Raw genomic sequence first — 25,979 nt, forward strand, 5'->3', positions numbered from 1 at the left:
TTATTTAACAAACGAAGTGGTATTAATTAACAATTTCATGCTCAAACGCTCATTTTTACTGTTCGTTTATTTTCGACCTCGCTTAAATATGCAAAATATCACCATGCTAGATAAGCACATACGACAAAGGACTTTAAAAATGATAACGAACAAACAACCTACCCTACTAGGTGAATGCTTGGCCGAGTTTATCGGTACCGGACTGCTGATCTTTTTTGGTGTTGGCTGCGTGGCTGCTTTGGTATTAACCGGGGCGACATTTGGACAATGGGAAATTAGCATCATGTGGGGCTTCGGTGTCGCCATCGCTATTTATTGTACTGCCGGAGTGTCAGGAGCACACATTAACCCAGCAGTCACCATCGCTCTAGCGGCATTCCATGGTTTTGATAAAGCGAAAGTCATTCCTTACATCATTTCACAGTTATTAGGTGCATTCTGTTCTGCAGCACTCGTTTACGCCCTATACAGCAACCTATTTAATGACTACGAAATCGCCCATGGCTTTGCTCGTGACAGCAAAGATGCCTTAGCAACAGCAGGTATTTTCTCAACATACCCACACGCTTCACTCTCTTTCCTCGGCGCTTTTGCTGTGGAGTTTGTTATTACCGCTGTTCTGATGTTCGTTATTTTGGCTCTGGGTGATGAAAGTAATGGTGCTTCTCGCGGGGCAATGAACCCACTATTAATCGGTATTCTTATTGCTGTGATTGGCGGATCTTTAGGCCCACTAACTGGCTTCGCGATGAACCCTGCTCGTGATTTTGGCCCGAAACTATTCGCTTACTTTGCTGGCTGGGAATACGCGCTAACAGGCGCTAAAGATATCCCATACTTCATCGTTCCGGTACTTGCTCCTATTGCTGGTGCTTGTTTCGGGGGTTGGTTATATCCGAAAGCAATCGCTGCTTACTTACCTCAACAAGGTCAAGGATGCACGATTCCCAATCAGTGTGATCAAGAAGACGAAATTCAAGAAGCACGCGCATAAATTTCCAACTCCGTATTAATTAAAATATAAATAGAGAAATAAGAAGGATTCTTACCATGACTGAGCAAAAGTACATTGTTGCCCTAGACCAAGGCACAACAAGCTCTCGCGCCGTAATCCTAGACCACGATGCGAATATCGTTAGCGTAGCGCAGCGTGAGTTCACACAGATTTATCCTAAAGCCGGTTGGGTTGAGCACGATCCTCTCGAAATCTGGGCAACTCAAAGCTCAACACTGGTTGAAGCACTGGCGAAATCGGGTATCCGCAGCGACCAACTTGCGGGTATTGGTATCACCAACCAGCGTGAAACGACTGTCGTTTGGAATAAAGAAACAGGCAAACCTGTCTACAACGCGATTGTTTGGCAATGTCGCCGTACCGCAGACACTTGTGAAGAACTAAAGCAACGTGGCCTTGAAAATTACGTACGTGACAACACTGGCCTAGTACTCGACCCTTACTTCTCAGGAACGAAAGTAAAATGGATTCTCGATAATGTTGAAGGGGCGCGTGAAGATGCAGAAGCAGGCAAGTTGCTATTTGGTACCGTCGACACTTGGCTAGTTTGGAAGATGACACAAGGCCGTGTGCATGTGACAGATTACACTAATGCATCTCGCACCATGCTATTCAACATCAACGATCTATGCTGGGATCAAAAAATGCTTGATGAGCTAGGCATACCTGCATCCATGATGCCTGAAGTAAAGTGTTCATCGGAAATCTACGGCCAAACCAACATTGGTGGTAAAGGTGGTACGCGTATTCCTATTGCTGGTATTGCCGGAGACCAACAAGCGGCTCTGTATGGACAAATGTGTGTTGAAGCGGGACAAGCCAAAAATACTTACGGCACTGGTTGTTTCTTGCTAATGAATACCGGCCAAGAAAAAGTCACCTCACATAATGGGCTTTTGACCACGCTGGCTTGCGGACCAAAAGGTGAGCCTGCTTATGCATTAGAGGGCGCGGTCTTCATGGGCGGCGCATCGATTCAATGGCTTCGCGATGAGATGAAGTTGCTTGCAGACGCGAAAGACTCAGAGTACTTTGCGACCAAAGTAGACTCATCAAATGGTGTTTACGTTGTCCCTGCTTTCACAGGTCTTGGCGCTCCTTATTGGGACGCCTATGCCCGTGGAACCATTGTTGGCCTTACCCGTGGCGTTAGTGCTAACCACATTATCCGAGCAACGTTAGAAGGTATTGCTTACCAAACACGTGACGTCCTTGATGCCATGCAAGCTGATTCGGGAATTAAATTAGCCAATCTGCGTGTTGATGGTGGCGCTGTAGCGAATAATTTCCTAATGCAGTTCCAGTCGGATGTGCTGGATACTGAAGTTCACCGCCCAGAGGTGACAGAAGTAACCGCTCTCGGTGCTGCTTACCTAGCAGGTTTAGCCGTCGGCTACTGGAACAATATCGACGAACTTAAAGGTAAAGCGGTATTAGATCGATCTTTCCTTCCGCATCATGACGAGGAAAAACGCAGCCGTCGTTATAAAGGTTGGAAACGCGCGGTGAAATGTGCTCAGACCTGGGCCGAGATGCATAACGAAGAAGATTAATCTCTCTTTGCATGAATAACTTAAGGGCGCTATTTGCGCCCTTTTTGCGTTTTATCCCCTATTCCTTATCACTCCCTCTTCTCTCTATGCGCAAATTCGAGCACAATAACCACAGAAAAATTATCGAGTACGGGTTTTCGAAATTATCAATTCGAAAGTTTCGACCTCGATCAGGGAGTAACGAGTGAAACAAATATCAAGACATCAGCAGATCATTGAGCTGGTTCAAAAGCAGGGCTACGTCAGCACGGATGAACTGGTAGAGAAGTTTAATGTTAGCCCACAAACCATCCGCCGCGATCTCAACGAACTTTCCGCTAACAATAAAATTCGTCGTTACCACGGCGGGGCGACGATACCACTGAGTTCTGAAAACACCTCTTACAATACCCGTAAGAGCATGAACTACAATGAGAAAGATGTTATTGCCGAAGAGGTGGTAAAGCACATCCCAGATGGCGCAACACTATTTATCGATATAGGCACAACGCCAGAGGCAATTGCTCGTGCATTAAGTAAGAACCACAAACAACTGCGCGTGGTGACCAACAACATCAATGTCGCGGCCATATTACTGGCCAACCCTGAATTTAAAGTGATCTTGGCCGGCGGTGAAGTTCGTAATCGCGATGGAGGCATTGTTGGCGAAGCCACGCTCGATTTTATTAAGCAATTTAGATTAGACTTTGGCATCTTGGGTATTAGTGGCATCGACTTTGACGGTTCCTTACTCGACTTTGACTACCACGAAGTACGCGTAAAACAAGCCATCATAGAGAATAGCCGCAGTGTTTTTCTTGCCGTTGACTACTCTAAGTTTGGCCGAAATGCGATGGTCAAGTTAGGGAACATTTCTCAGCTACACATGTTATTTACCGACAAACAGCCACCTAAAGAAATTCAAACTATTCTTAAAGAGCACTCTATTCCATTGCAAGTAATTGAGAATTATTCGGCCGAATAACACCAAATTCTCTCATCATGCGAAACCTTCTACACTTTGTAGGAGGTTTTTTTATGCCTAAATCACACAAAACGCTCACAAACGAAAATAAATGGTGATCAATAACGAAACCTAAGTTACGATAATATCATGTTCCAAAATGCTCGTTCGCTCACCAAGAGGTCAAATTTTATGAGTATCCAACACAATGCGACTGCATCGAATGCATCAGAAATTCTCGACTTGATCGTTATCGGTGGTGGCATTAATGGCGCAGGTATCGCAGCAGACGCAGCCGGCCGTGGTCTTTCAGTCGGCTTATATGAAGCTAATGATTTTGCTTCTGCTACATCTTCTGCCAGCTCAAAACTTATCCATGGTGGATTACGTTATCTTGAGCACTATGAGTTTCGCTTAGTCTCTGAGGCACTTGCAGAGCGTGAAGTCCTATTAAGAAAAGCACCTCATGTCGCTCAACCGATGCGTTTTCGCCTACCTCACCGTCCATTCTTAAGACCTGCATGGATGATACGTTGTGGGTTATTTCTGTACGATCATTTGGGTAAGCGCACCACATTACCAGCCAGTGAAAGTATTGATCTTAGTCAGTCAGGATTGTTAAAGCCTGAAATGAAAAAAGGCTTTGAGTACTCAGACTGTTGGGTTGATGATGCGCGATTGGTGTTGCTTAATGTCTTAGCTGCCCAGGAAAACAGTGCAGAAATTCGCAACTACTGCCGAGTTGAAAATGCCCGTCGAGTGGGTGATTGCTGGTATGTGACGATTAAAAATACCCTCACGGAAAAAACCTTTACCCGTAAAGCAAAAGCATTGGTCAATGCAGCAGGGCCTTGGGTTAAACAGTTCTTTGATGACGGCCTTGAGCAAGCTTCACCGCGTAACATTCGTTTGATCAAAGGATCACATATTGTTGTTCCACGCATTCACGACGAACCTCAGGCTTATATTCTGCAAAATAAAGATAACCGAATCGTATTTATGATCCCTTATCTTGATAAGTTTTCGATCATTGGTACTACTGATGTTGAATACCAAGGCGATCCACGTAGCGTTACGATCTCAGCCGATGAGGTTGACTATCTTATTGATATCGTCAATCAACATTTCGTCACCCAGCTCAGCACAAAAGATGTAGTATGGAGCTATAGCGGCGTACGTCCACTGTGTGATGATGAATCCGATTCACCGCAAGCGATCACACGTGACTACACGCTTGAGTTAGAGGCAGAGCTTGATCAAGCCCCCCTACTATCGGTCTTCGGCGGTAAACTCACCACCTATCGTAAACTTGGTGAAGCCGCGCTTGAAAAACTCAAGCCGTATCTGCCCCATATGGGAGCCCCTTGGACGGCCCATCACGCACTACCAGGTGGTAATTTTAGTTGCTCTCGAGAACAACTGGCGAACACACTTTACGCCTCCTACCCATGGATGCCCTATCCGTTGCTACTACGTTACGTGACCCAATTTGGCACTTATACTTGGCAACTGCTTAAAGGCGCAACCTGTACAGACGATCTCGGCAATGAGTTCTCTCAGGCGGCGCAGGGGGTTTATCAGTGTGAGATCGATTATCTTATTGAACATGAAATGGCGGTAAGTGTTGAAGATATTTTGTGGCGTCGAACTAAGCTCGGCTTATACCTCTGCGAGCAAGAACAGCAAGTGCTAGCGAAATATGTCGAAAGCCGACAAGCAAAGCCTTTAGTTCAACTGTCTGAAGTTGGCTAAAGCGGAAATTCAATCAGGCTTGGTCGTGACTCCAAGCCTGATTGAACTAATTATTATTTAACCCGGATGCCCATCCACACGTGGCTGTACAAGCATTTTGCTAAACTGAGCCAGATAGAGTGCAAACGCCCGTACCCACAAACCCCCACTCAATGTAATCAATTCCATCCAATAACTTGGCAACCAAGTGACACCGACACTGCGCACTAATGCTGCCAACACCATCGCCATAAACGCGACACTCATATTTGATCCTTGATAAATGGCTCTGCCAGTATGACCCATTGTCACGCGAGTTATCATGGCTAATATCACTCCACCTAACACCCCTATCGCAAATAAATGCACCATGTTGTGATTTGTAAACGGATTAGACAGCGCAACCAACGGGAAGTTGGCGACCGCATCAAGCCAGACCAAAAGTTTTGCTTTATCAACATTAAATCGCTAGCAGTAAAGAAAGGTTTCACGACTTTACAATCGAATATTCAAGTCATTTTGACTCATTAATGATTATTTACATCGTGACGGTTTGCAAACACGCTCGCTTAGGTTACAACGTTAAGTCAGCACGCCACGATAAAGGAGACAATATGGCGAACTATATCTTTGGTTACGGTAGCTTGATGAACTCCGCATCTCGCCAGCTTACTGGACAAACCTCACAGGCGACACCTGCCACGGCCCATGGTTTCAAGCGCTATTGGGGCAAAGTCGATGACAGTTATATCTTGTCCCCTCTGGTCGTCAACAAAGGCCAAGGACAGGTTAATGGCGTTCTACTTGAAGTCAGTGACCGTGGTCTCCTAGAGTTCGATGTTCGCGAACGAGGTTATCATCGTGTGGTGATTGCACCAGACCAACTTGATGCGCCACTCTCGTTAAACTCTAGCGATCAAGTTTGGGTCTATATCAAAGATAACCCACAGCCCCCGTGCGCGCTGAGTCCCATCATGCAAACTTACGTTGATACTGTCCTCGCTGGTTGCTTAGAAATTTCGCAACACTTCGCCGAGCAGTTTGTACAACACACCGTAGGTTGGCATTTCCCGCTAGAAAATGACCGTCACCAACCTAAGTACGGCAATCTTGCAGGTGTCACCCCAGCTGATCATCCGACCATTGACGCTCTAATTGCCGACGTCATAGGGTAACGTTTACACCTACTGAAAACACTTATACAGCAAGTGTTTAACTTCGCAAATTGCACACGTCACTGCTATATAAATATTATCTAGGTTAAATAGCATGAGATAGCGTGTATTGCCTCATCGTACCAAATTGAAGGCTCAGACCAATGCATACTGGCTACTTAGCCGCCCTCAACAATAATTCTATAGCATTGATGTTTACTCCGACCTTAGTAAGACGAAATTCAGTCGAAAAACGCTAAATAAGAGCAGAAACAACAAAAGGCATGATTTCTCATGCCTTTTGTTATTATCCATTTGGCTTTATGCCACGCCGTGGCCTTTCGAAGCAACCCAGATGCGATACCACTGCTCATGAGTCAGAGAAAGATCTAGAGCACCTGCCGCTGCGTGTACACGCTCAATGTTACCACTGCCAATGATCGGCACTGGCTTCGCAGGTAAACGCATCACCCAAGCAAAGATCACTTGGTCAATGGAGCTTGCACCAATCTCTTCCATTACCTGAGCTAATGTTTCACGTAGGCGCGTCATCTGCTCACTATTTTCAGTAAAGATACGTCCGCCAGCCAAACATGACCAAGCCATCGGACTGACTCGCATGCGTTGCAACTGATCAAGAGTGCCGTCTTCCGTCACCTGTAGGTTCACCGGGTTAATTTCAACTTGATTGGTCACCAAAGGCTGATCCAGGCGAGATTGCAATAACTCAAACTGAGTCGGGGTAAAGTTAGACACACCAAAGTGCTTCACCTTACCTGCCGCACTGAGCTCAGCAAAGGCCTCAGCGGCGTCATCGGCATCCATTAGTAGGTCAGGGCGGTGCAACAGCAGCACATCAAGATGATCAGTGTTGATACGCGACAGCGACTCATCAACCGAGGCAATGATCGCCGCTTTACTGCTATTGTAGTGGTTAACGGTTTTACCTTCACCACGATAAATACCACATTTTGATACGATTTCTATCTGATCACGCATACGGCTATCAAGAGCGAGAACCTCACCAAACATACGCTCACAAGCCGAGTCCGGGCCATAAACCGGGGCATGATCGACCGTGGTAATCCCCATTTCAACGTGCTGTTTAAGAAACGTGTGTTGTTGCTGAGTGGTCATTCCCCACTCCGCCATGCGCCAATAGCCTTGGATCAGCGGAGAAAAGACCGGATGTGATTTTTGCATAATGAAACCCTTTAGTGATTCTGCCGTCGTCTGATAACGCGCCAGTGACTTAACCTCAGTATACTCACTCCTTATAAGGTAATTAAACACATCAAGGCGAAAAGATAATTCGTTATAGAGCACAATTTATCAGGTTTCATTTTCTATATTGAACGATATACTCAGGCAATCCGCCTTCTATTGAAATTCCCCCATGCATAAAAAACACAAACGTTTCGAGCGCTATACGCTTTTTGGTGAAGTGGCGAAACAACTGAGTTTTTCTAAAGCAGCGGATACTTTGGGCATTTCGCGAAGTTATCTCTCTTCGCAAATCAATCAATTGGAACAAGAGTTAAACACGAGCCTATTGATACGCTCAACGCGCAACGTACGTTTGACGGCTGCTGGTGAGAAAATACTGGCGAAAATGCACATCATTAATGCCTCAATTGTGGAGCTGGAGAAAGAGCTAGAGCACACCAAAAGTGATGTCAGTGGGCTGCTGAGTATTACCGCCCCAACCATTTTTAGTCACCGTTTTCTGATCGATATTTGCGCCGAGTTTCAATCACTGCATCCACAAATAGAATTCGACTTAGACATTGGCTACAACCGTCAAGACTTGACCAAAAGCCCTTTCGATTTAGCTATTCGCGCCACCAACACACCACCTGAAAATATGGTAGCCAAAAAGTTGATGCCCTATCAGCATCTTTGCTGTGCCTCACCACAATACATCGCCAAATATGGGGCTCCGAGCCACCCTAATCAGTTAGTCTCGCACAACTGCTTATCTGACCCTCATTTACGTCATTGGCAGTTTGAAGCACAGCAAAATATTATCAATGTCGAGACCAGTGGTAATCTCTATATCAGCGATAACCTACTGCTACTCAAAGCGGCGGAACAAGGCCAAGGTATCATCAAAATGCCCTGTTATTTGGTCAACCCTGCGCTAGAAAGTGGGCGTTTATTGCGTTTATTACCTGAATACCAACTGGCGCAAAGCCAAATCTATCTGATTTTCCCGCCTCAGCTGCGCCGCAGTACTAAAATGATGGCATTTGTTGATTTCGTTCAGCAATGGTTTGCCCGATGCAAGTCAACCTGTTGAGCGGCGTGATTAACCTGTTTACCCAAGATCCCAAAATCGCGTCGCTGGCGCTCGAAAGTGTGGACCCGCTATACCGTGCAATAAGTAAAATCAGCAGGGGCAATACGCACACTGCTGTCGATTTGATGGGCAGACTATCTTGACCATAATGGCTTAAAAGTCGAGTGATGATTGGATTGATCGCTAGTAACTTGGTTACTAGCGAACCACCGCCTTAACTTGTGCTCGCATGAAGAGACTCTTCTCTTCATGTTGATTGGCTTTAAGATAGAGTAAACTGATATCAAAATCAGGAATCTCGAGCGGTGGGCAAATCGCTTTTAACCCATGGGCCTCAATTTCCATCTGCGCAAAACGCTTAGGCATGATACAGACTAAGGCTCGCCCCAACAACAAACGGCGAACGGTGAGAAAGTTTCGTGAAGCCACTTTAACTTGACGCTCATAGCCTAGTTTATGCAGGCGTTTATCCACTTGGGTTTGTAAACTGCCATCGGGGCTAACCAACGCATGTTCATAAGCGACAAATTCATCTAAACCCATCGCGTCATTGGTCGTGATCACTTGCGGGTCAAACAGACACAAGTGTTGCTCAGTATAGAGGTGCTCACTTAAAAAACGCCGATTGATATTCTCAATACTGCCAATGACCACATCGAGGTTTTCTTGCTCGACGATATCGACATAGTTACTGCGATTAACGTTATAAAAGCTCACCTGTGCCAACGGAGAAGCTTGTTTTATCGAGTCATACAGAGCCGGAGCAAACAGTTGCTCGGCATAATCTGTTAAACCAATCTTCCATACGCCAGAGTACTCAATCGGCGAAAAATGCTTCTTGACCAATAGATCGCATTGAATACTCATGAGCAAAGAATCAATAACCGAGGCGATATCTTGAGCATGCTGAGTCGGCTCCATTTGACTACCAACTCGCTCAAACAAAGGATCATCAAATAGCAATCGCATCCGTTGCAAAGTATGGCTCATGGCACTTTGGCTGACAAAACAGCGCTGCGCGGCAAGGCTGACACTATGGGTTTGATAAAGCGCTTGAAACGCCACCAGCAAATTTAGATCGACCCCTTTCCAATTAAATTCTTTCATCAGCCAACCCATTTAATTCATAGTTAATATCAAGACTATTAATTTGAATCATCCTACCGCATTCCGTAAATTATCGGCACTGTTTATTAAATAAGAAGCCAACGCCATGTTGTCTATTTTTAAAACCTTTTTCTGGCTAGGGTGGATTAGTTTTGGTGGCCCTGCCGCTCATATTGGCTACTTTCGTCATACTTTTGTTGAGAAGCTAAAATGGCTTGATGATAAAAAGTATGGACAAATCGTTGCTCTGAGTCAGTTTTTGCCGGGGCCTGGTTCTAGCCAAGTTGGTTTTGCATTAGGGTATAAACGCGGCGGCTTGGGCGGTGCTTGTATGGCGTTTTTAGGCTTTACGCTTCCTTCCATTGTGATCATGCTGGCACTCGCAGTATTGAGCAGTCAATTGACTGATACTAATGCGTTTAACAATGTCGTTCATGGCTTAAAACTGCTGGCGGTGGTGGTGGTTGCCGATGCGGCTTGGGGAATGTATAAAAACTTTTGCCAACAGCGCTTATCTGCCAGCTTATGTGTGTTCACTGCAATCGCTTTGCTGCTTATTCCTAGTATCGCAACGCAAATAACCGTACTGATCATTGCCGCGTTGATCGGTGTTCAATGGCTAGGAAATAGTGACCACATCGATTGCGCCCCATTCAAGCCCTCTGTCTTGCCAGTGGCGATCTTTTTAGGTTTGTTGTTTGGTCTGCCAATTGCGGCGCAGGTAATACCACAACTTGGGCTATTTAATGACTTCTTTCAAGCGGGAAGCTTAGTGTTTGGTGGTGGTCATGTTGTTCTGCCACTGTTGCAAAACATTGTCGGTGACCAACTTAGCCAAGATGCTTTTCTAACCGGCTATGCCGCCGCTCAGGCAGTGCCCGGGCCAATGTTTACCTTCGCAACTTACATCGGTTATCAATTACTGCCAAACGCACCGATTTTAGGCGCCATAACGGCTACTTTAGCGGTGTTTCTTCCTGGTTTTTTGCTGCTGCTTGGGGTACTAAAAAACTGGCAATCTTTAGCTCAAAATCCTAAAGTGTCTGGCGCGGTAAACGGTGTCAATGCCGCAGTGGTTGGTCTGCTAATTGCGGCTCTTTATCAACCTGTTTTTGTTAGCGCAGTATTCGAGACGATCGATATCGCCTTGGTTTTATTCGGGTTCTACCTACTCAAACAGCACAAATTACCTATTATTTGGATGGTGGCATGTTTCATCTTCGCGGGACTGCTGAAAGGCTAGCCAGGCCACTCATCTACAGCAAGTGAAGGAAGCAAGACTCTCCTCTATTTAAGTTACCCCCACGGTCTTTTTGTAACAACACACCGTTTGAGAAAGCCAGTGGAGGTATGATTGCATTTCAGTGCGGCCACAATGATGTCTCTTACTTTTCACGCATTTTAAAGAAAAACGGGGATTAGCCCTGCAATCTAACGTCAAGTAAATTAACGGTGTCATGGTCACAAGATGAACGCAAACTCTCGATAATTGCTTTCATCCCTTTTAGTGAGCATGTTAGAGTTAACATTCTATTAACAATAAATATAATATTTTGCCAATAACACGGAGTTAGAGAATGATTCAGCCTAACGAGTTAAGCAAACCACACTGTGCTCTCCCCCCGCCGAATGAGATGATCTTAAAATGGGCACAAGAGCGCCCAGATCAGGTCTATTTGAAACAGACCATTAATCGCCAACATGTCGAGTTCACTTACGCGCAAGTCGCTGACCAAGCGCTAAAATTGGTAAGTGTGTTAAATGAACTGGGTATCCAGCCAGGCGATAAAGTCGCATTGGTTTCAAAAAACTGTGCCGAATGGTTTATTTGCGATTTGGCCATGACGCTTGGTGACTTTGTCAGTGTACCGATTTTCCCTACTGCGGGAGCGGACACTATTGAATACTGCTTAACGCATAGTGAAAGCAAAGCGCTTATCGCGGGTAAGCTCGACGACAAAGCCGCAACACAGCAAGCCATCGATTCAATTAGCGAGCTGATTACGATTTCACTGCCTTATGACTCGGCGCCAAACTGTCAATACCAATATTCTGAGCAGATAGCCAAAGCGATACCGACGACAAATCGCCCAGAACACTATGACGATAAACTGATGTCTATCGTATACACATCGGGAACATCAGGATTACCGAAAGGGGCGATGCTCACTTACGGCGCATTTAGTTGGTCAGCTCAGCAGTTGATCAATCATATTGGTATCGAGAACAATGACCGTCTTTTCTCTTACTTGCCGCTCGCTCATATCACCGAGCGTGTTTACATTTTTGGCTCTTCTATCCTAGGCGGTGTGCAAACCGCTTTTCCAGAGTCTCTCGATACCTTTATCGAAGATGTTAAGATGCAGCGTCCGACGCTGTTCATCTCAGTACCACGCTTGTGGACATTATTCCAGCAACGAATCCAAGATAAACTTCCGCCTAAAAAACTTAACTTACTGCTCAAGATCCCGTTCGTTAACTCATTAATCAAGAAGAAGCTCGCAGAAGGACTTGGGTTGGATAAAGCACGAGTGCTAGGTTGTGGCTCGGCGCCAGTGTCTCCCGCTCTGCTTGAGTGGTATCACAGTGTGGGCTTACACATTACTGAAGCTTGGGGGATGACCGAATCTTTCGCTTACAGCACCCTAAACTACCCATTTAGAGCCGACAAGATTGGCAGTGTCGGTAACGCCGGGCCAGGTATCGAATTAAAAATTGCCAATGACCAAGAGATCATGGTTCGCAGCAAGGGGATGTTCTCCGGCTATTATAAAAATGATATTGCCACTCAAGAGTCATTTGACGCTAATGGTTGGCTCCACACTGGCGATATCGGCGCGATCGACAGCGAAGGATATTTGACGATTCAAGGGCGTAAAAAAGACACCTTCAAAACTGCAAAAGGTAAGTTCGTCGCCCCTGTACCAATTGAGAAAAAACTATTTGAGTACAGCCGTGTCGAGATGATGTGTCTGATCGGACTTGGCTTACCCGGCCCGATTTTGTTAGTCGTACCCCATGACTTCCCTAATTTTGATCGCAAACGTTATGAACGAACCACGAACAAAGTCATTGCTCGAATGAACTCTGATCTTGAGTCTCACGAGCAAATCAAAGGCGTGCTGATGATCAAAGACCCATGGACGATTGAAAATGGTATTTTGACACCTACGCTAAAAATTAAACGTCACGTTCTTGAACAAAAGTATCACGAGATGGGACAAAACTGGCCTAAAGGCCAACTGGTCGTTTGGGAAGAATAGCTTGCCAGCCAACTATCAACACAACAATTAGGAGAGCAGCGCTCTCCTTTTTGCATTTTCAACTAAAGCGATTATGATGCCAAGATAAGTGATGAATAGTTAGGGATAAAATATGGATGCAAGGCTGCATCATTTACCAGGATTGCGTTACTTTGAAGTCGCCGCTAGGCTCAAGAGCTATAGTCGAGCTGCAAATGAGCTCTGTATTAGCCAAGCGGCGGTCAGTCAAAAGATTCGTCAACTTGAAGATGGCCTTGGTTGCAAACTGTTTGTCCGCGATGGCAGAGAGATGCGCCTAACAGAGGCTGGTAAGATTCTCTTTCGTCATGTCTCGCTTGGTTTTGATTACATCATCACAGGTTTAAACCAGATCCAAAATGAACCGGTTGAAGGCCTGCTATGCGTCAGCTCGACTCCTTCTTTCGCCTCTCGTTGGCTACTGCCTAGGTTGTGGAAATTCTCGATTCAGCACCCTGGTATTCCGATCCGAATTATTACCAGTTGTGATGCTCCTAAACTTAAGCAAGGTGATGTCGATGTCGCAATCTGGCAAGGTGACGAGCTTGATCTCACTGGAGAACAGCAACTCAATAAACATCTTTTGTTCGAAGAAACCATTTATCCTTTTTGCTCGCCCCATTTAGCTGATTCAATCCAATTGACCTCACCCGAACAGCTACTCAATTGCTGGCTGATCCATTATGAGTCTGGTGGCTACCCTTGGCAGACCTGGTTTGCTCAAGCGGGCGTCAGTATGAACAAAGACTCGGTTCAATGGATGGATGTAAGCACCTTTGATCATGCTATGAACGCGGTCATGGCAGGTCATGGTGCCTGTTTGGCTAGTGACTCACTGGCGAGTGATTATGTCGAACGAGGCTTACTAATCAAACCATTTGATATCGGTATGACGCCGGGGATTCAGTTCAATCTTTTTTATGATGAGAAGTCCCCTCGTCGGAATCGTATCGCCGCATTTGCCAACTGGTTACAAAGTGAGGTTATTGAGTAGACACACGTAGTCCTCAGCATACTGAACGACCAATAAAAAACCCCTGAAATTTTCACTTCAGGGGCTTTTTTAAGCTATTAAGCTAACAAAAAGAATTACTTCTTAGCGTTACGCTCTTTAACTTCAGCAATAACTTGCTCAGCAACGTTTGCTGGACAAGGTGCGTAGTGTGCGAACTCCATAGAGAACTGACCACGGCCTGAAGTGATAGTACGTAGGTGACCGATGTAACCGAACATTTCTGAAAGAGGAACGTCAGCTTTAATACGAACACCAGTAGCACCAGCTTGTTGGTCTTTGATCATACCACGACGACGGTTAAGGTCACCGATTACATCACCAACGTTGTCTTCTGGAGTGAACACGTCAACTTTCATGATAGGCTCAAGAAGCTGTGCGCCCGCTTTAGGCATAGACTGACGGAATGCACCTTTCGCTGCAATTTCGTAAGCGATAGCTGAAGAGTCAACTGCGTGGAAACCACCGTCGAATAGTTCAACTTCAACGTCTAGCGTTGGGAAGCCAGCAAGAACACCCGTTTCCATCATAGAACCGAAGCCTTTCTCAACTGCAGGCCAGAATTCTTTCGGTACGTTACCACCAACAACTGATGACTTAAACGTGTAACCAGAGTTTGGCTCACCAGGTTTGATACGGTAGTCGATTTTCGCGAACTGACCAGAACCACCAGACTGTTTCTTATGCGTGTAGCTATCTTCAACAGGTTGAGTGATAGTTTCACGGTAAGCTACCTGTGGAGCACCTACTTCTAGCTCAACGCCGTAAGTACGTTTAAGGATATCTACCTTGATGTCTAGGTGAAGTTCACCCATACCTTTCAGGATAGTCTCGCCTGAATCTTCATCAGTCTCAACTTGGAAAGATGGATCTTCTGCAACCATTTTACCGATCGCGATACCCATTTTCTCAGTAGAACCTTTATCTTTAGGTGCAACTGCGATTGAGATTACTGGTTCTGGGAAGATCATCGCTTCTAGAGTACATTCATGCTTAGGATCACATAGTGTGTGACCTGTTTGAACGTTCTTCATACCAACAATCGCGATGATGTCGCCAGCTTGAGCTTCAGTTAGCTCGTTACGCTCATCCGCCTGCATTTCACACATACGGCCGATACGTTCAGTTTTACCTGTTGCAGAGTTAAGGATGGTATCACCCTTCTTCATGCGGCCAGAGTAAATACGGATAAAGGTTAGCGCGCCGAAGCGGTCATCCATAATCTTAAACGCAAGTGCACGTAGAGGCTCATCTACTGATACTGTAGCAACTTCGCCTGTTGGCTCACCTGTTTCTGGATCAGTTAGTGGCTGAGGATCAACTTCTGCTGGCGCTGGTAGGTAATCTACAACTGCGTCTAGGATAAGCTGCATACCTTTGTTTTTGAATGCAGAACCACAGTATGTTGGGAAGAACGCTAGGTCACGAGTACCTTTACGGATACAACGTTTTAGGTCTTCGATAGAAGGCTCTTCACCTTCCATGTACGCTTCCATTAGGTCGTCGTCTTGCTCTACAGCAGTTTCAACTAGCTCTTCACGATACTGTTCAACTTCATCAACCATGTCTTCTGGGACATCTTTGATTTCGTAGTTTTCTGGAAGGCCAGTGTCATCCCATACGAAAGCTTTACGGCTTAGTACATCAACAACACCGATAAAGTCATCTTCACGGCCGATAGGTAGTGTCATAACTAATGGGTTTGCACCAAGAACGTTCTTCACTTGATCAACAACGTTGAAGAAGTCTGCACCCATACGGTCTAGCTTGTTAACGAAGATCAAACGAGCAACTTCTGAGTCGTTCGCATAGCGCCAGTTTGTTTCTGACTGAGGCTCAACACCACCAGAACCACAGAATACACCGATACCACCATCAAGAACTTTAAGAGAACGGTATACTTCTACTGTAAAGTCAACGTGTCCCGGAGTATCGATAACGTTTAAACGGTGACCATTCCACTCACAAGTTACCGCTGCTGATTGGATTGTAATACCACGCTCAGCTTCCTGCTCCATGAAGTCGGTAGTAGACTCACCGTCGTGTACTTCACCCGTTTTGTGGATTTTACCAGTGAGCTTTAGGATACGCTCCGTAGTGGTCGTTTTACCCGCATCAACGTGCGCGAAAATACCAATGTTTCTGTACTTTGATAAATCTGCCATTGTCTTACTCTGTTTATAAGGTATAAATTGCGCGCAGAGTATATCACAATCTGTCAAGACTGATACCCTTGCGTGTGTTTGTGCTCAAAAAAACTTGTCCTTCCAATACTAGCAGGAATTACTCATCACTCTTACCAATGATCTGCGAACAAGCTTAATATTTTGCTATTAGAAATGCTGCTTGATAGTACCAGCAGCACCAATAAGTTTCGTGTTCATTGGGCGATTAACGCGGACAAATTTCCGAACTCGGAAAAAAGAACTCGATCTCACGCGCAGCCGACTCGGGGCTATCTGAACCATGGACTGAGTTATGACGCATACTAAGCGCGTAGTCAGCTCGAATCGAACCACAAGCGGCTTGTTCTGGGTTAGTTTTCCCCATCAACTCACGGTAACGTGCAATCGCATCTTCACCTTCAAGTACTTGAACCATCACTGGCCCCGAAGTCATGTACTCTTTCAAAGCAGGGAAAAATTCTTTGCCTTCATGTTCTGCGTAAAAAGCACTCGCCTGTTCTTCAGTCAAATGTACCATTTTAGCAGCAATAATTCTCAAACCTGCTTTTTCTATACGGTGGTAAATTTCACCAATAAGATTACGTTCTACTGCATCAGGCTTAACAATGGAAAAAGTTCTTTCTAGAGCCATAAGGGTATCCTTTCGTTTTCTTTGTTGTAATGAAAGAGGCTCTACGACCTCTTGATATTATTTTTCTGCTTGTTGAAGTAACAATCCCGCTAAAGTGCGAACACCAACACCGGTCGCACCTGCCGCCCATTTGTCTGTTGGTGCTTTGCGATAGGTAGCAGCACAGTCAAAGTGCAACCAACCTTTTTTGTAATCTTCAACAAAATATGACAAAAAAGCCGCCGCCGTGCTGGCTCCTGGGGCGTAATCGCCGCTACTAATATTCGATAAATCAGCAAAGTTTGATGGGAGCATTTCACGGTGAAAATCAGCCAAAGGAAGTGGCCACAAGCCCTCTTTCTCTGCGTGTGCTGCCGTTAGGGCCTGATGTGACAGTTCATCATCAAAACTCATTAATGCATGATAGTCATTGCCTAATGCATTTTTTGCCGCACCAGTAAGTGTTGCGCAGTCGATAATAAGTTCAGGTTTTTGTTCACTAGCGAACATCAAGCCATCTGCTAATACTAAACGCCCTTCGGCATCAGTATTCATAATCTCAACCGTTTTACCATTTTTATAGGTGATAATATCGCCTAATTTGAGAGCTCGCCCCGAGATCATATTTTCTGCACAGCAAAGAATCAGTTTTACACGTTTATTTAATCCACGCATGATAGCTAGACCAAGACCACCTGTAATGGTACCAGAACCGCCCATATCCGCTTTCATCGAAGTCATAAAATTAGAAGGTTTAATGCTATAACCACCAGAATCAAAGGTGATACCTTTACCAACTAAACAAGCAAACACTGGCGCGTTTTCATCGCCTGTCGGATTGAAGTCAAGTTGTAGCATCGCTGACGTACGCTCTGAACCACGCCCTACGGCGTAAATGCCCTGCCATCCCTCTGTCAATAAGTCTTTATCTTTGACAATACGTACCGTGACAGAGCCTTCAGGTGCGACTGACTTGATGAATTCCGCCGCCATTGAGGCGAGTTGACGCGGGGCAACTTCTTCTGCCGGCTTATTGATGATATTACGAGTAAAATCGGTTGCTGTGATACGAGCATTCAACTCGGCCTGCTCGTTGTCAGCAAGGGGTTGCCAAATCATCTGATTGACTTGCTTCGGCCCACGATAACCTTGATGAAAGGACCAAATGTTTTCTAAATTCCAACCTTGACCTTCAAGTGAGACACTGAAGATTCCGTGGCTATCAAGTTTACGTGCTGCGCGCTGAATTGCGCCAAGATCATCGCTACCCTCTAGATGGATAGTCGCATTATTGTCTAAAAAAGAAACGATCGCCTTGTCACCCCATTGCGCTGCTGCCGGTGACTGGCTTAGAAATACTGACATCTGTGTAGACATGGTTTCTCCTTGTCTTTGCTGGCGTTGCCTACGCCTTTCTAGTTACTGCTGGATGTTAACACTTTAAAATGAAATTAATAAAAAACGGACCAAAAGGTCCGTTTTTTTTCGTAAAATTTGTTAACTATGATGGGTTTCCCATCAGGGTTAGTCCATTTCATCCATCCAACAAAGAATAATCGCTTCTAAAATTTTTTCGTTAGAACGATTAGGCTCGTCATCAAACTCATCAAGTTCTGTTATCCACTGATGCAGATCGGTAAAACGCACATTTTTAGGATCAATGTCAGGAAACTTGTCACATAGCTCTATCGCAATGTCACGAGAGTCAGTCCATTTCATACATTACCTTCCTTTCGTATTATAACTAAGTAGCCTTGTCTGAAAATCGATTAATGGTCTTCAGAAGCGTGGTTTAATGTGTACTTAGGAATTTCAACCACGAGATCTTCATCGGTGATTCGAGCCTGACAACCTAGTCTCGATTCCGGCTCCAGCCCCCAAGCTTTATCAAGCATGTCATCTTCAAGTTCATCGCTCTCATCAAGAGAATCAAATCCCTCACGGATAACCACGTGGCAAGTCGTACACGCACATGATTTTTCACAAGCATGTTCAATGCTGATGCCATTTTTAAGCGCGACATCAAGTACAGTTTGACCCTGTTCAGCTTCTAATACCGCACCTTCTGGGCACAAGTCTTCATGCGGAAGTACAATAATCTTAGGCATATCTTTATCTCTTAAATATCATTTACGGATTGACCTGCCAATGCAGCTCGAATCGATTTATCCATACGACGTGACGCAAACGCTTGGCTTGCTTTGTCTGTGTCTTTTATTCCTTGCTCAATAGCATCGGCATCGCCGCTATTGCGCAGTTCAATAAGCGCTTCAATCGCGTTAATCAGTTCAGCTCTCTCTTGTTCAGAGAGTAGATCATCGCCATCTTGTTGCATGGCAACAATCAGGCCTTCGATAACGCGATCTGCCTCGACACGCTGTTCAGCGAGCGCTCGTGCCTGCATATCATCTTTAGCATGCGTCATTGATTCACGCAGCATGTTAGCCACTTCATCATCGCTCAAACCGTAAGATGGCTTGACCTGTATTTCAGACTGTACACCGGTGCTTTTTTCCATTGCAGTGACAGATAATAGGCCATCAGCATCAACTTGGTAAGTCACACGAACATGGGCCGCACCAGCCGTCATTGGCGGTATACCTTTAAGTGAGAATCGGGCAAGAGAACGGCAGTCATCGACCATCTCGCGCTCGCCCTGTACAACATGCACACTCATCGCCGTTTGCCCATCTTTGAACGTGGTAAACTCTTGTGCACGCGCCACTGGAATCGTCGTGTTACGGGGAACAATTTTTTCCACCAAACCACCCATAGTCTCAATACCGAGTGACAGTGGAATCACATCTAATAGCAGCATTTCTGAATCAGGCTTGTTACCGACAAGAATATCAGCTTGGATACCCGCGCCAATCGCAACCACTTCATCAGGATTAATACTGGTTAATGGCGTACGACCAAAAAACTCACCAACCATTTCACGGACTAAAAGCGTACGAGTTGAACCTCCAACCATCACGACTTCTAGTACTTCATTTGCATCAATATCGGCGTCTTTTAAGGCCCGTCGACAAGACATCAAGGTTTTCTTAACCAGCGGGCGAATAAGATCTTCAAACTCAAGTCGTGTGATACGGCCTGACCAACCTAATAGCTCCACACTCACTTCATCTTGTGCAGAGAAAGCAATCTTTGTTTTGGTGGCTACATTCAGACTAACTCGATTTTGCTCAGCCGTTAACGGCGTACTAATACCAGCTTTATCTATTAGGTAGTCTGCTAACAAGTGATCAAAATCATCACCGCCAAGTGCAGAGTCACCACCCGTAGCTAATACTTCAAATACCCCTTTAGATAAACGAAGGATAGAGATATCGAATGTGCCGCCGCCTAAGTCATAAACCGCAATCACCCCTTCTTGAGCCGAATCTAGACCATAGGCAATAGCCGCAGCCGTCGGTTCATTCAACAAGCGCAGTACATGTAAGCCTGCAAGCTTTGCCGCATCTTTTGTGCCTGCACGCTGTGCATCATCAAAGTAAGCTGGAACAGTAATCACAACCCCCGCAAGCTCACCACCGAGCGTATTTTCTGCTCGCTGGCCAAGGGTACGCAAAATATCGGCAGAAACTTCAATCGGGTTTTTCATTCCCATTGCCGTTTCAAGTACTGGCAGTCCGTTATCACTGGTCTTAAAGTTATATGGCAAGCTTGGGTAACGCGTTTGGATATCACTTAAAGAACGACCCAACAAACGCTTAACCGAAATAATGGTGTTCACCGGATCAACTTCTGCTTTAGCTTTCGCGCTGTAACCGACTTCAGGTGCATCGCCCGAATAGTTCACGACGGAAGGTAATAGACTCACACCTTGCTCGTCATTGAGGGTTGTCGCCTCACCACTGCGTACGGATGCAACCAAAGAGTTGGTTGTACCTAAGTCGATACCTGCAGCAAGTTTATGCTGATGAGGAGCCGAGCTCTGGCCCGGCTCTGCAATTTGAAGTAGTGCCATGCTGATCCTTGTTGTTGACTAGCCGAGGAGTTTCTCTTCTACTAGCTCGATTTCATGTTTTAATTTGGCAATAAATTTAAGTTTGCGCACTCGATCCGCTGCGTGTGACCAATCACTATCGTTGAGCTCTTGCTCGACACTCACTAACTGCTGTTTAAACATTTTTGATACCTTAGTGTCAAAGTCGAACAATGCACTTTCAGGATCGTCACTGCCGGCGATGTCTTCCAACTCTTCACGCAACTCCATTTGTTCCATCAAGAACATAGGGTCTTGCATCGTTTGTTGCTCACCACGCAGCTCGACACCGTTTTCGGCAAGCAAATATTCAGCGCGAGAAATAGGGCTTTTGAGTATTTGGTAAGCGTCGTTGATCTGCGCCGCTTTTTGAACCGCCATTAATCGATCACGCTCAGACGCAGTAGCAAATTTGTCAGGATGAAACTGCGTTTGCAGTTGACGGAACTGAGAAGCAAGAAGGCTACCATCCAGCGTAAACTGACTTGGTAGCCCAAATAATTCAAAGTAATTCATGTTGAATTCGGTCCCTGGTATTTTACCAGCAAGCCAAAGCTTACTGGTGCTATCAATTAAACGTTGAAGCTTTCACCACAACCACATTCACCCTTCGCATTCGGGTTGTTAAACTCAAACCCTTCATTGAGACCTTCTTTAACGTAGTCAAGCTCAGTACCATCGAGATAAACCAAGCTTTTCTGATCAATAATTACTTTGACATCTTCATGTTCAAAGACTTGATCCTCTTCATTAAGCTCATCAACGAATTCCAACACATACGCCATACCAGAACAGCCCGTCGTTTTAACACCCAAGCGTAAACCGATACCTTTTCCTCGGCTGTCTAGGAATGATCTAACGCGATTTGCCGCGGTTTCTGTCATTGTGATGGCCATACTGCACCTTAGTCTCTTTATTGCGAATGAAATGGGAGGAGGAGGCCTCCCATTATATACGGATTACTTATTGTTGGTGTTTTTTCTTGTAGTCTGCGACTGCTGCTTTAATTGCGTCTTCGGCAAGAATTGAACAGTGGACTTTTACTGGTGGTAGTTCCAACTCGTCAGCAATTTCCGAGTTTTTGATTGACGCAGCATCGTCAATACTCTTACCTTTCACCCATTCGGTGACGAGAGAGCTTGATGCTATAGCACTACCACAACCGTAAGTTTTAAACTTCGCATCTTCGATAATGCCTTCTGGCGTGACCTTGATTTGAAGCTTCATTACGTCCCCACAAGCCGGTGCGCCAACCATACCGCTACCGATTGATGGGTCTTCTTTATCAAATGAACCAACGTTACGTGGGTTCTCGTAGTGATCAATTACTTTTTCGCTATATGCCATGATATTTACCTCGAATCCTCTATCTCTATCCTTGGAATGAAATGTTCGGTTAGTGGTGTGCCCACTCAACTGTACTTAGATCAATTCCTTCTTTATACATATCCCATAGAGGAGACATGTCTCGCAGCTTAATCACTGCCGTACGAATTTGTTCGATTGCGTAGTCGATTTCTTCTTCAGTGGTAAAACGACCAAATGAGAAACGCACTGAGCTATGTGCTAACTCATCGTTTAGACCAAGAGCGCGTAAAACGTAAGATGGCTCTAGACTGGCAGAAGTACATGCACTACCTGAAGACACCGCTAAGTCTTTCAATGACATCAGCAATGACTCACCTTCAACAAAAGCAAAGCTGATGTTTAAGTTGTGTGGTACACGTTGTTCAAAGTCGCCGTTAACCGTAACTGCTTCTAGATCTTTTACACCGTCAAATAGACGATTACGCAGCGCTAAAGCGTGCTCGAAATCTTTTTGCATATCTTCTTTTGCGATACGGAATGCTTCACCCATACCAACAATTTGGTGAGTCGGGAGCGTACCAGAGCGGAAACCACGTTCATGACCACCACCGTGCATTTGCGCTTCTAGGCGAATTCGTGGTTTACGACGAACGTAGAGCGCACCAATACCTTTAGGGCCGTAGGCCTTGTGTGCAGAAAGAGAGATGAGGTCAACTTTCATCTCTTGTACATCAAGAGGCAATCGACCTGCTGACTGAGCTGCATCAACATGAAAAACGATCTTATGTTCACGACACAGTTCGCCAATTGATGCAATATCTTGAATCACACCGATTTCGTTATTGACATGCATGATTGATACGAGCACAGTGTCTTCACGCATAGCAGCTTCAAGCTTGTTTAGGTCAATCAGACCGTTCGACTCTGGCTCTAAGTAAGTAACGTCAAAACCTTCACGCTCAAGTTGGCGGCAAGGATCGAGTACAGCTTTGTGCTCAGTTTTACATGTAATTACATGCTTGCCTTTCTTCGCATAGAAGTGCGCAGCACCTTTAATCGCAAGGTTATCGGACTCAGTCGCACCTGAGGTAAATACAATTTCGCGTGGATCAGCGTTGAGCAAGTCAGCAATCTGTTCACGCGCAGTATCAACCGCTTCTTCTGCCTGCCAACCGTAACGATGTGAACGTGACGCTGGGTTACCAAACGTACCATCCATGGTCATGTACTGAACCATTTTTTCAGCTACACGTGGATCTACGGGGCAGGTCGCTGAATAATCAAGATAAATAGGCAGTTTCATTTTTTACTCCAATGTAACAAGCTGACCGCTTAAGAGCGGACGTTCACACCAATGGGTGCAGTGTGAGTATTTTTATTAGCGAACCCATTATTTACAACAAGCTCTAAGTCTTGTCGTTCGGTAGTTTCTAGCACTTCATTATCTTTCATCAGCTCACCGAGCGTAATATTATTTAAGAAGTCGCTGATACGTGAGCTTAAGTCACGCCATAGTGTATGTGTTAAGCAACGAGAGCCACCTTGACAGTCTGCTTTACCGTTGCATTTGGTGGCATCGACTGATTCATCCACCGCTGCAATCACAGTACCGATTGCAATCGAGCTTGCATCTTCACCTAAACGGTAACCACCGCCTGGCCCACGAACACTCGTGACTAAACCAGCTTTGCGCAATTTAGAGAAGAGCTGCTCTAGATATGATAAAGAGATACCCTGACGCTCTGAAATATCCGCAAGAGGCACAGGATTTTGTTGTGAGTGTAGAGCCACATCTAACATGGCTGTCACTGCATATCTTCCTTTAGATGTAAGTCTCATAGAACACCATTTCCACATCATTCATGTGGCATCAATTCTTTCATACCTGACTAAAATGGTCAAGTATTTAATTGACTAAATTAGTCAGGTATTTAACCACTCTATTTACATGGGTACTATTGTTAGGAAACATGCTTCTCTATTGCAGTTAAAATACCACGTAGAATATTCAGCTCTTGAGCTTCAGGACGAGCACGGTTAAACAATCGACGAAGTTTATTCATCACTTTACCAGGCTGTTTATCACTAATGAATTGGGTCTGTTTAACTACTTTTTCAAGATGCGTGAAAAACATTTCTAGCTCTTTGTGACGTGGATATTCAACTTGATCTTCTACAAAAAACTGGCTTTGTTGATATTCAAGATAAGCCATTCTTACTTCATAACTCAATGTTTGCACCGCCATAGCTAAATTGAGAGAGCTATACTCAGGGTTAGCGGGAATACAGACGTGATAGTGACAAGTTTGCAGCTCTTCATTGGTAAGCCCAGTGCGCTCCCGGCCAAAAACTAACGCCACTGGTGCAGACTGACCTTGTTCAACAAATTTCTGACCACACTCTCGTGGCTCTAACATTGGCCATTCTAGCGTACGAGAGCGTGCACTAGAGCCTACAACGAGCGAGCACTCCGCAACAGCATCATTAAGGGTATCGACAATCGTCGCGTTCTGAGCGATGTCTGCTGCACCTGCTGCTAAGGCAAGTGTTTGATCATCAACACTGCATTGAGGGTCAACTAGAACTAAATTCGTCAATCCCATCACTTTCATGGCACGCGCTGCCGAGCCAATATTTCCAGAGTGAGAAGTTCCAACCAGAACCACTGTGACGTTGTCGAGCATGATAAAATCCTAACACTAAAAACGAAGCCGCAAGATAGTATCATATACCTAAGTAAAATGGTCAGACCCTTATGCGTTATAAAAACAAAAGAACAAAAATTAGCCACTTCCATTTAATGATTTATCTGATATACTCACCGCCGTTTTTCTGTTCTTTAACATCCGTTGGGAAATTAGTATGCATCCAATGCTTAATATCGCTATTCGTGCTGCACGAAAAGCTGGCAATCATATTGCTAAATCTTTAGAAAATGCTGAGAAGATCGAATCGACTCAAAAAGGCACGAATGACTTTGTTACTAACGTAAACAAAGAAGCGGAAACGCTCATTATCGATACTATTCAGGCTTCTTATCCTGAACACTGTATTGTCGCAGAAGAGCATGGCGCAATCGACGGTAAAGATAATGACGTACAATGGATCATTGACTCACTGGATGGCACCACAAACTTTGTAAAAGGTTTACCTCACTTTTCTGTCTCTATCGCAGTTCGTTTCAAAGGAAAAACCGAAGTGGCATGTGTCTATGACCCAATGCTTAATGAGCTCTTTAGTGCACAACGCGGCTCAGGTGCTCAACTGAACAACTCGCGTATTCGCGTTAAACAACTTAAAGATTTGCAAGGTACAGTTATCGCAACAGGCCTTCCATACAAACAGAAACAACATGCCGAGTCTTTCTTTAAAATCATGTCATCGCTATTCGCAGATTGCGCCGATTTCCGCCGCATGGGCTCTCCCGCTCTTGATCTTTGCTACCTAGCGGCTGGTCGTATTGATGGCTTCTTTGAGCTAGGACTCAAGCCTTGGGACATCGCAGCTGGTGAACTAATTGCCCGTGAAGCTGGTGTTATTGTCACTGATTTTTCAGGCGGTACTGACTACATGAAGTCAGGCAACGTTGTAGCCTCAAGTGCTCGTGGTGTGAAAGGCATACTCAAACATATCCGTGAAAACGGTAATGAAGCAATCTTAAAATAATATCAAAACTTCGTCACAGCTGATATTGCGCCCACTCGAAAAGAGTGGGCTTTTTTGTACCAGAGCTCTAATACCAATTCCGTTAATTTTGTGATCTAATGTGATTTCTTAAAAGGAGTCCTT

The 25,979-nt window shown here is 45.1% G+C and carries 24 protein-coding genes and 1 pseudogene; 10 read left to right on the top strand and 15 right to left on the bottom strand.

All coding sequences use genetic code 11. The annotated features are described in order from the left end of the window. Positions 1 to 139 precede the first annotated feature (139 nt). The 4 genes from CDZ87_RS07285 to glpD all read left to right on the top strand — a co-directional run bounded on the left by CDZ87_RS07285 (position 140) and on the right by glpD (position 5,263). The gene (locus CDZ87_RS07285; protein ID WP_100752904.1) at positions 140 to 994 is read left to right on the top strand and encodes an MIP/aquaporin family protein; all 855 of its coding nucleotides are present in this window, start codon (positions 140 to 142) and stop codon (positions 992 to 994) included. Between the two features lie 56 nt (positions 995 to 1,050). Next, positions 1,051 to 2,568 carry a glycerol kinase GlpK gene (gene glpK, locus CDZ87_RS07290; protein WP_100752905.1) on the top strand — a complete coding sequence of 506 codons (1,518 nt, stop codon included), beginning with the start codon at positions 1,051 to 1,053 and terminating at the stop codon, positions 2,566 to 2,568. Positions 2,569 to 2,752: 184 nt separating this feature from the next. Further along, complete coding sequence (locus tag CDZ87_RS07295) at positions 2,753 to 3,532, top strand: DeoR/GlpR family transcriptional regulator (RefSeq protein ID WP_100752907.1); 780 nt, start codon at positions 2,753 to 2,755, stop codon at positions 3,530 to 3,532. 171 nt (positions 3,533 to 3,703) lie between these two features. Then, on the top strand, positions 3,704 to 5,263 hold the full coding sequence (glpD, locus tag CDZ87_RS07300; protein WP_100752908.1) for a glycerol-3-phosphate dehydrogenase: 1,560 nt from the start codon (positions 3,704 to 3,706) through the stop codon (positions 5,261 to 5,263). 57 nt (positions 5,264 to 5,320) lie between these two features. Here the strand turns inward: glpD and CDZ87_RS07305 are convergent. Continuing rightward, positions 5,321 to 5,733 (bottom strand): annotated as a pseudogene (locus CDZ87_RS07305) (NnrS family protein); the annotation flags it as partial. A 123-nt stretch (positions 5,734 to 5,856) separates the two neighbouring features. Here CDZ87_RS07305 and CDZ87_RS07310 point away from each other — a divergent pair. After that, the gene (locus CDZ87_RS07310) at positions 5,857 to 6,417 is read left to right on the top strand and encodes a gamma-glutamylcyclotransferase family protein (protein WP_100752910.1); all 561 of its coding nucleotides are present in this window, start codon (positions 5,857 to 5,859) and stop codon (positions 6,415 to 6,417) included. A 300-nt stretch (positions 6,418 to 6,717) separates the two neighbouring features. Here CDZ87_RS07310 and CDZ87_RS07315 read toward each other — a convergent pair whose 3' ends face one another. Then, positions 6,718 to 7,599 carry an aldo/keto reductase gene (locus CDZ87_RS07315; RefSeq protein ID WP_100752911.1) on the bottom strand — a complete coding sequence of 294 codons (882 nt, stop codon included), beginning with the start codon at positions 7,597 to 7,599 and terminating at the stop codon, positions 6,718 to 6,720. Positions 7,600 to 7,792: 193 nt separating this feature from the next. Between CDZ87_RS07315 and CDZ87_RS07320 the strand changes: the two genes are divergently transcribed. Then, complete coding sequence (locus tag CDZ87_RS07320; protein WP_100752913.1) at positions 7,793 to 8,695, top strand: LysR family transcriptional regulator; 903 nt, start codon at positions 7,793 to 7,795, stop codon at positions 8,693 to 8,695. Between the two features lie 198 nt (positions 8,696 to 8,893). On the opposite strand, the gene CDZ87_RS07325 is transcribed toward CDZ87_RS07320, so the two are convergent. Then, positions 8,894 to 9,802: a LysR family transcriptional regulator gene (locus CDZ87_RS07325; protein ID WP_100752942.1), complete on the bottom strand. Its 909-nt coding sequence runs from the start codon at positions 9,800 to 9,802 to the stop codon at positions 8,894 to 8,896. Between the two features lie 106 nt (positions 9,803 to 9,908). On the opposite strand from CDZ87_RS07325, the gene chrA reads away from it, so the two are divergent. The 3 genes from chrA to CDZ87_RS07345 all read left to right on the top strand — a co-directional run bounded on the left by chrA (position 9,909) and on the right by CDZ87_RS07345 (position 14,077). Beyond that, positions 9,909 to 11,045 (top strand): chromate efflux transporter, encoded by a 1,137-nt coding sequence (gene chrA / locus CDZ87_RS07330; RefSeq protein ID WP_100752915.1) that lies wholly within the window; start codon positions 9,909 to 9,911, stop codon positions 11,043 to 11,045. Between the two features lie 334 nt (positions 11,046 to 11,379). After that, positions 11,380 to 13,065 (top strand): AMP-binding protein, encoded by a 1,686-nt coding sequence (locus tag CDZ87_RS07340; protein WP_100752916.1) that lies wholly within the window; start codon positions 11,380 to 11,382, stop codon positions 13,063 to 13,065. A gap of 112 nt (positions 13,066 to 13,177) precedes the next feature. Then, on the top strand, positions 13,178 to 14,077 hold the full coding sequence (locus CDZ87_RS07345) for a LysR substrate-binding domain-containing protein (protein WP_100752918.1): 900 nt from the start codon (positions 13,178 to 13,180) through the stop codon (positions 14,075 to 14,077). Between the two features lie 95 nt (positions 14,078 to 14,172). Here the strand turns inward: CDZ87_RS07345 and fusA are convergent, their stop codons facing one another. The 12 genes from fusA to trmJ all read right to left on the bottom strand — a co-directional run bounded on the left by fusA (position 14,173) and on the right by trmJ (position 24,874). Continuing rightward, complete coding sequence (gene fusA / locus CDZ87_RS07350) at positions 14,173 to 16,260, bottom strand: elongation factor G (protein WP_100752919.1); 2,088 nt, start codon at positions 16,258 to 16,260, stop codon at positions 14,173 to 14,175. A gap of 226 nt (positions 16,261 to 16,486) precedes the next feature. Then, positions 16,487 to 16,912 carry a nucleoside-diphosphate kinase gene (gene ndk / locus CDZ87_RS07355; RefSeq protein WP_100752921.1) on the bottom strand — a complete coding sequence of 142 codons (426 nt, stop codon included), beginning with the start codon at positions 16,910 to 16,912 and terminating at the stop codon, positions 16,487 to 16,489. Between the two features lie 57 nt (positions 16,913 to 16,969). After that, entirely contained in the window at positions 16,970 to 18,268 is a 1,299-nt protein-coding gene (gene pepB / locus CDZ87_RS07360) for an aminopeptidase PepB (RefSeq protein ID WP_100752923.1), read from the bottom strand. Positions 18,269 to 18,415: 147 nt separating this feature from the next. Further along, positions 18,416 to 18,610, bottom strand: coding sequence for a Fe-S cluster assembly protein IscX (iscX, locus tag CDZ87_RS07365; RefSeq protein WP_038175034.1), 195 nt, complete (start codon positions 18,608 to 18,610; stop codon positions 18,416 to 18,418). A gap of 50 nt (positions 18,611 to 18,660) precedes the next feature. Continuing rightward, complete coding sequence (gene fdx / locus CDZ87_RS07370) at positions 18,661 to 18,999, bottom strand: ISC system 2Fe-2S type ferredoxin (protein ID WP_100752925.1); 339 nt, start codon at positions 18,997 to 18,999, stop codon at positions 18,661 to 18,663. Between the two features lie 11 nt (positions 19,000 to 19,010). Next, positions 19,011 to 20,864, bottom strand: coding sequence for a Fe-S protein assembly chaperone HscA (gene hscA / locus CDZ87_RS07375; RefSeq protein ID WP_100752926.1), 1,854 nt, complete (start codon positions 20,862 to 20,864; stop codon positions 19,011 to 19,013). An 18-nt stretch (positions 20,865 to 20,882) separates the two neighbouring features. Beyond that, complete coding sequence (gene hscB / locus CDZ87_RS07380) at positions 20,883 to 21,398, bottom strand: co-chaperone HscB (RefSeq protein WP_100752928.1); 516 nt, start codon at positions 21,396 to 21,398, stop codon at positions 20,883 to 20,885. Positions 21,399 to 21,454: 56 nt separating this feature from the next. Further along, entirely contained in the window at positions 21,455 to 21,778 is a 324-nt protein-coding gene (gene iscA / locus CDZ87_RS07385) for an iron-sulfur cluster assembly protein IscA (protein WP_038175041.1), read from the bottom strand. Positions 21,779 to 21,845: 67 nt separating this feature from the next. After that, complete coding sequence (gene iscU / locus CDZ87_RS07390; protein WP_038175042.1) at positions 21,846 to 22,229, bottom strand: Fe-S cluster assembly scaffold IscU; 384 nt, start codon at positions 22,227 to 22,229, stop codon at positions 21,846 to 21,848. A 49-nt stretch (positions 22,230 to 22,278) separates the two neighbouring features. Continuing rightward, positions 22,279 to 23,493, bottom strand: coding sequence for an IscS subfamily cysteine desulfurase (locus tag CDZ87_RS07395; RefSeq protein ID WP_100752929.1), 1,215 nt, complete (start codon positions 23,491 to 23,493; stop codon positions 22,279 to 22,281). Positions 23,494 to 23,522: 29 nt separating this feature from the next. Next, a complete protein-coding gene (gene iscR, locus CDZ87_RS07400) occupies positions 23,523 to 24,029 on the bottom strand; it encodes a Fe-S cluster assembly transcriptional regulator IscR (protein WP_100752930.1) in 507 nt (168 codons plus the stop codon). A gap of 122 nt (positions 24,030 to 24,151) precedes the next feature. Then, positions 24,152 to 24,874 carry a tRNA (cytosine(32)/uridine(32)-2'-O)-methyltransferase TrmJ gene (trmJ, locus tag CDZ87_RS07405; RefSeq protein WP_100752931.1) on the bottom strand — a complete coding sequence of 241 codons (723 nt, stop codon included), beginning with the start codon at positions 24,872 to 24,874 and terminating at the stop codon, positions 24,152 to 24,154. Positions 24,875 to 25,052: 178 nt separating this feature from the next. On the opposite strand from trmJ, the gene suhB reads away from it, so the two are divergent. After that, positions 25,053 to 25,856: an inositol-1-monophosphatase gene (gene suhB, locus CDZ87_RS07410; RefSeq protein WP_100752933.1), complete on the top strand. Its 804-nt coding sequence runs from the start codon at positions 25,053 to 25,055 to the stop codon at positions 25,854 to 25,856. The last annotated feature ends 123 nt before the right edge of the window (positions 25,857 to 25,979 follow it).

The sequence above is a fragment of the Vibrio salilacus genome, assembly GCF_002811245.1.
Lineage (GTDB): Bacteria > Pseudomonadota > Gammaproteobacteria > Enterobacterales > Vibrionaceae > Vibrio > Vibrio salilacus.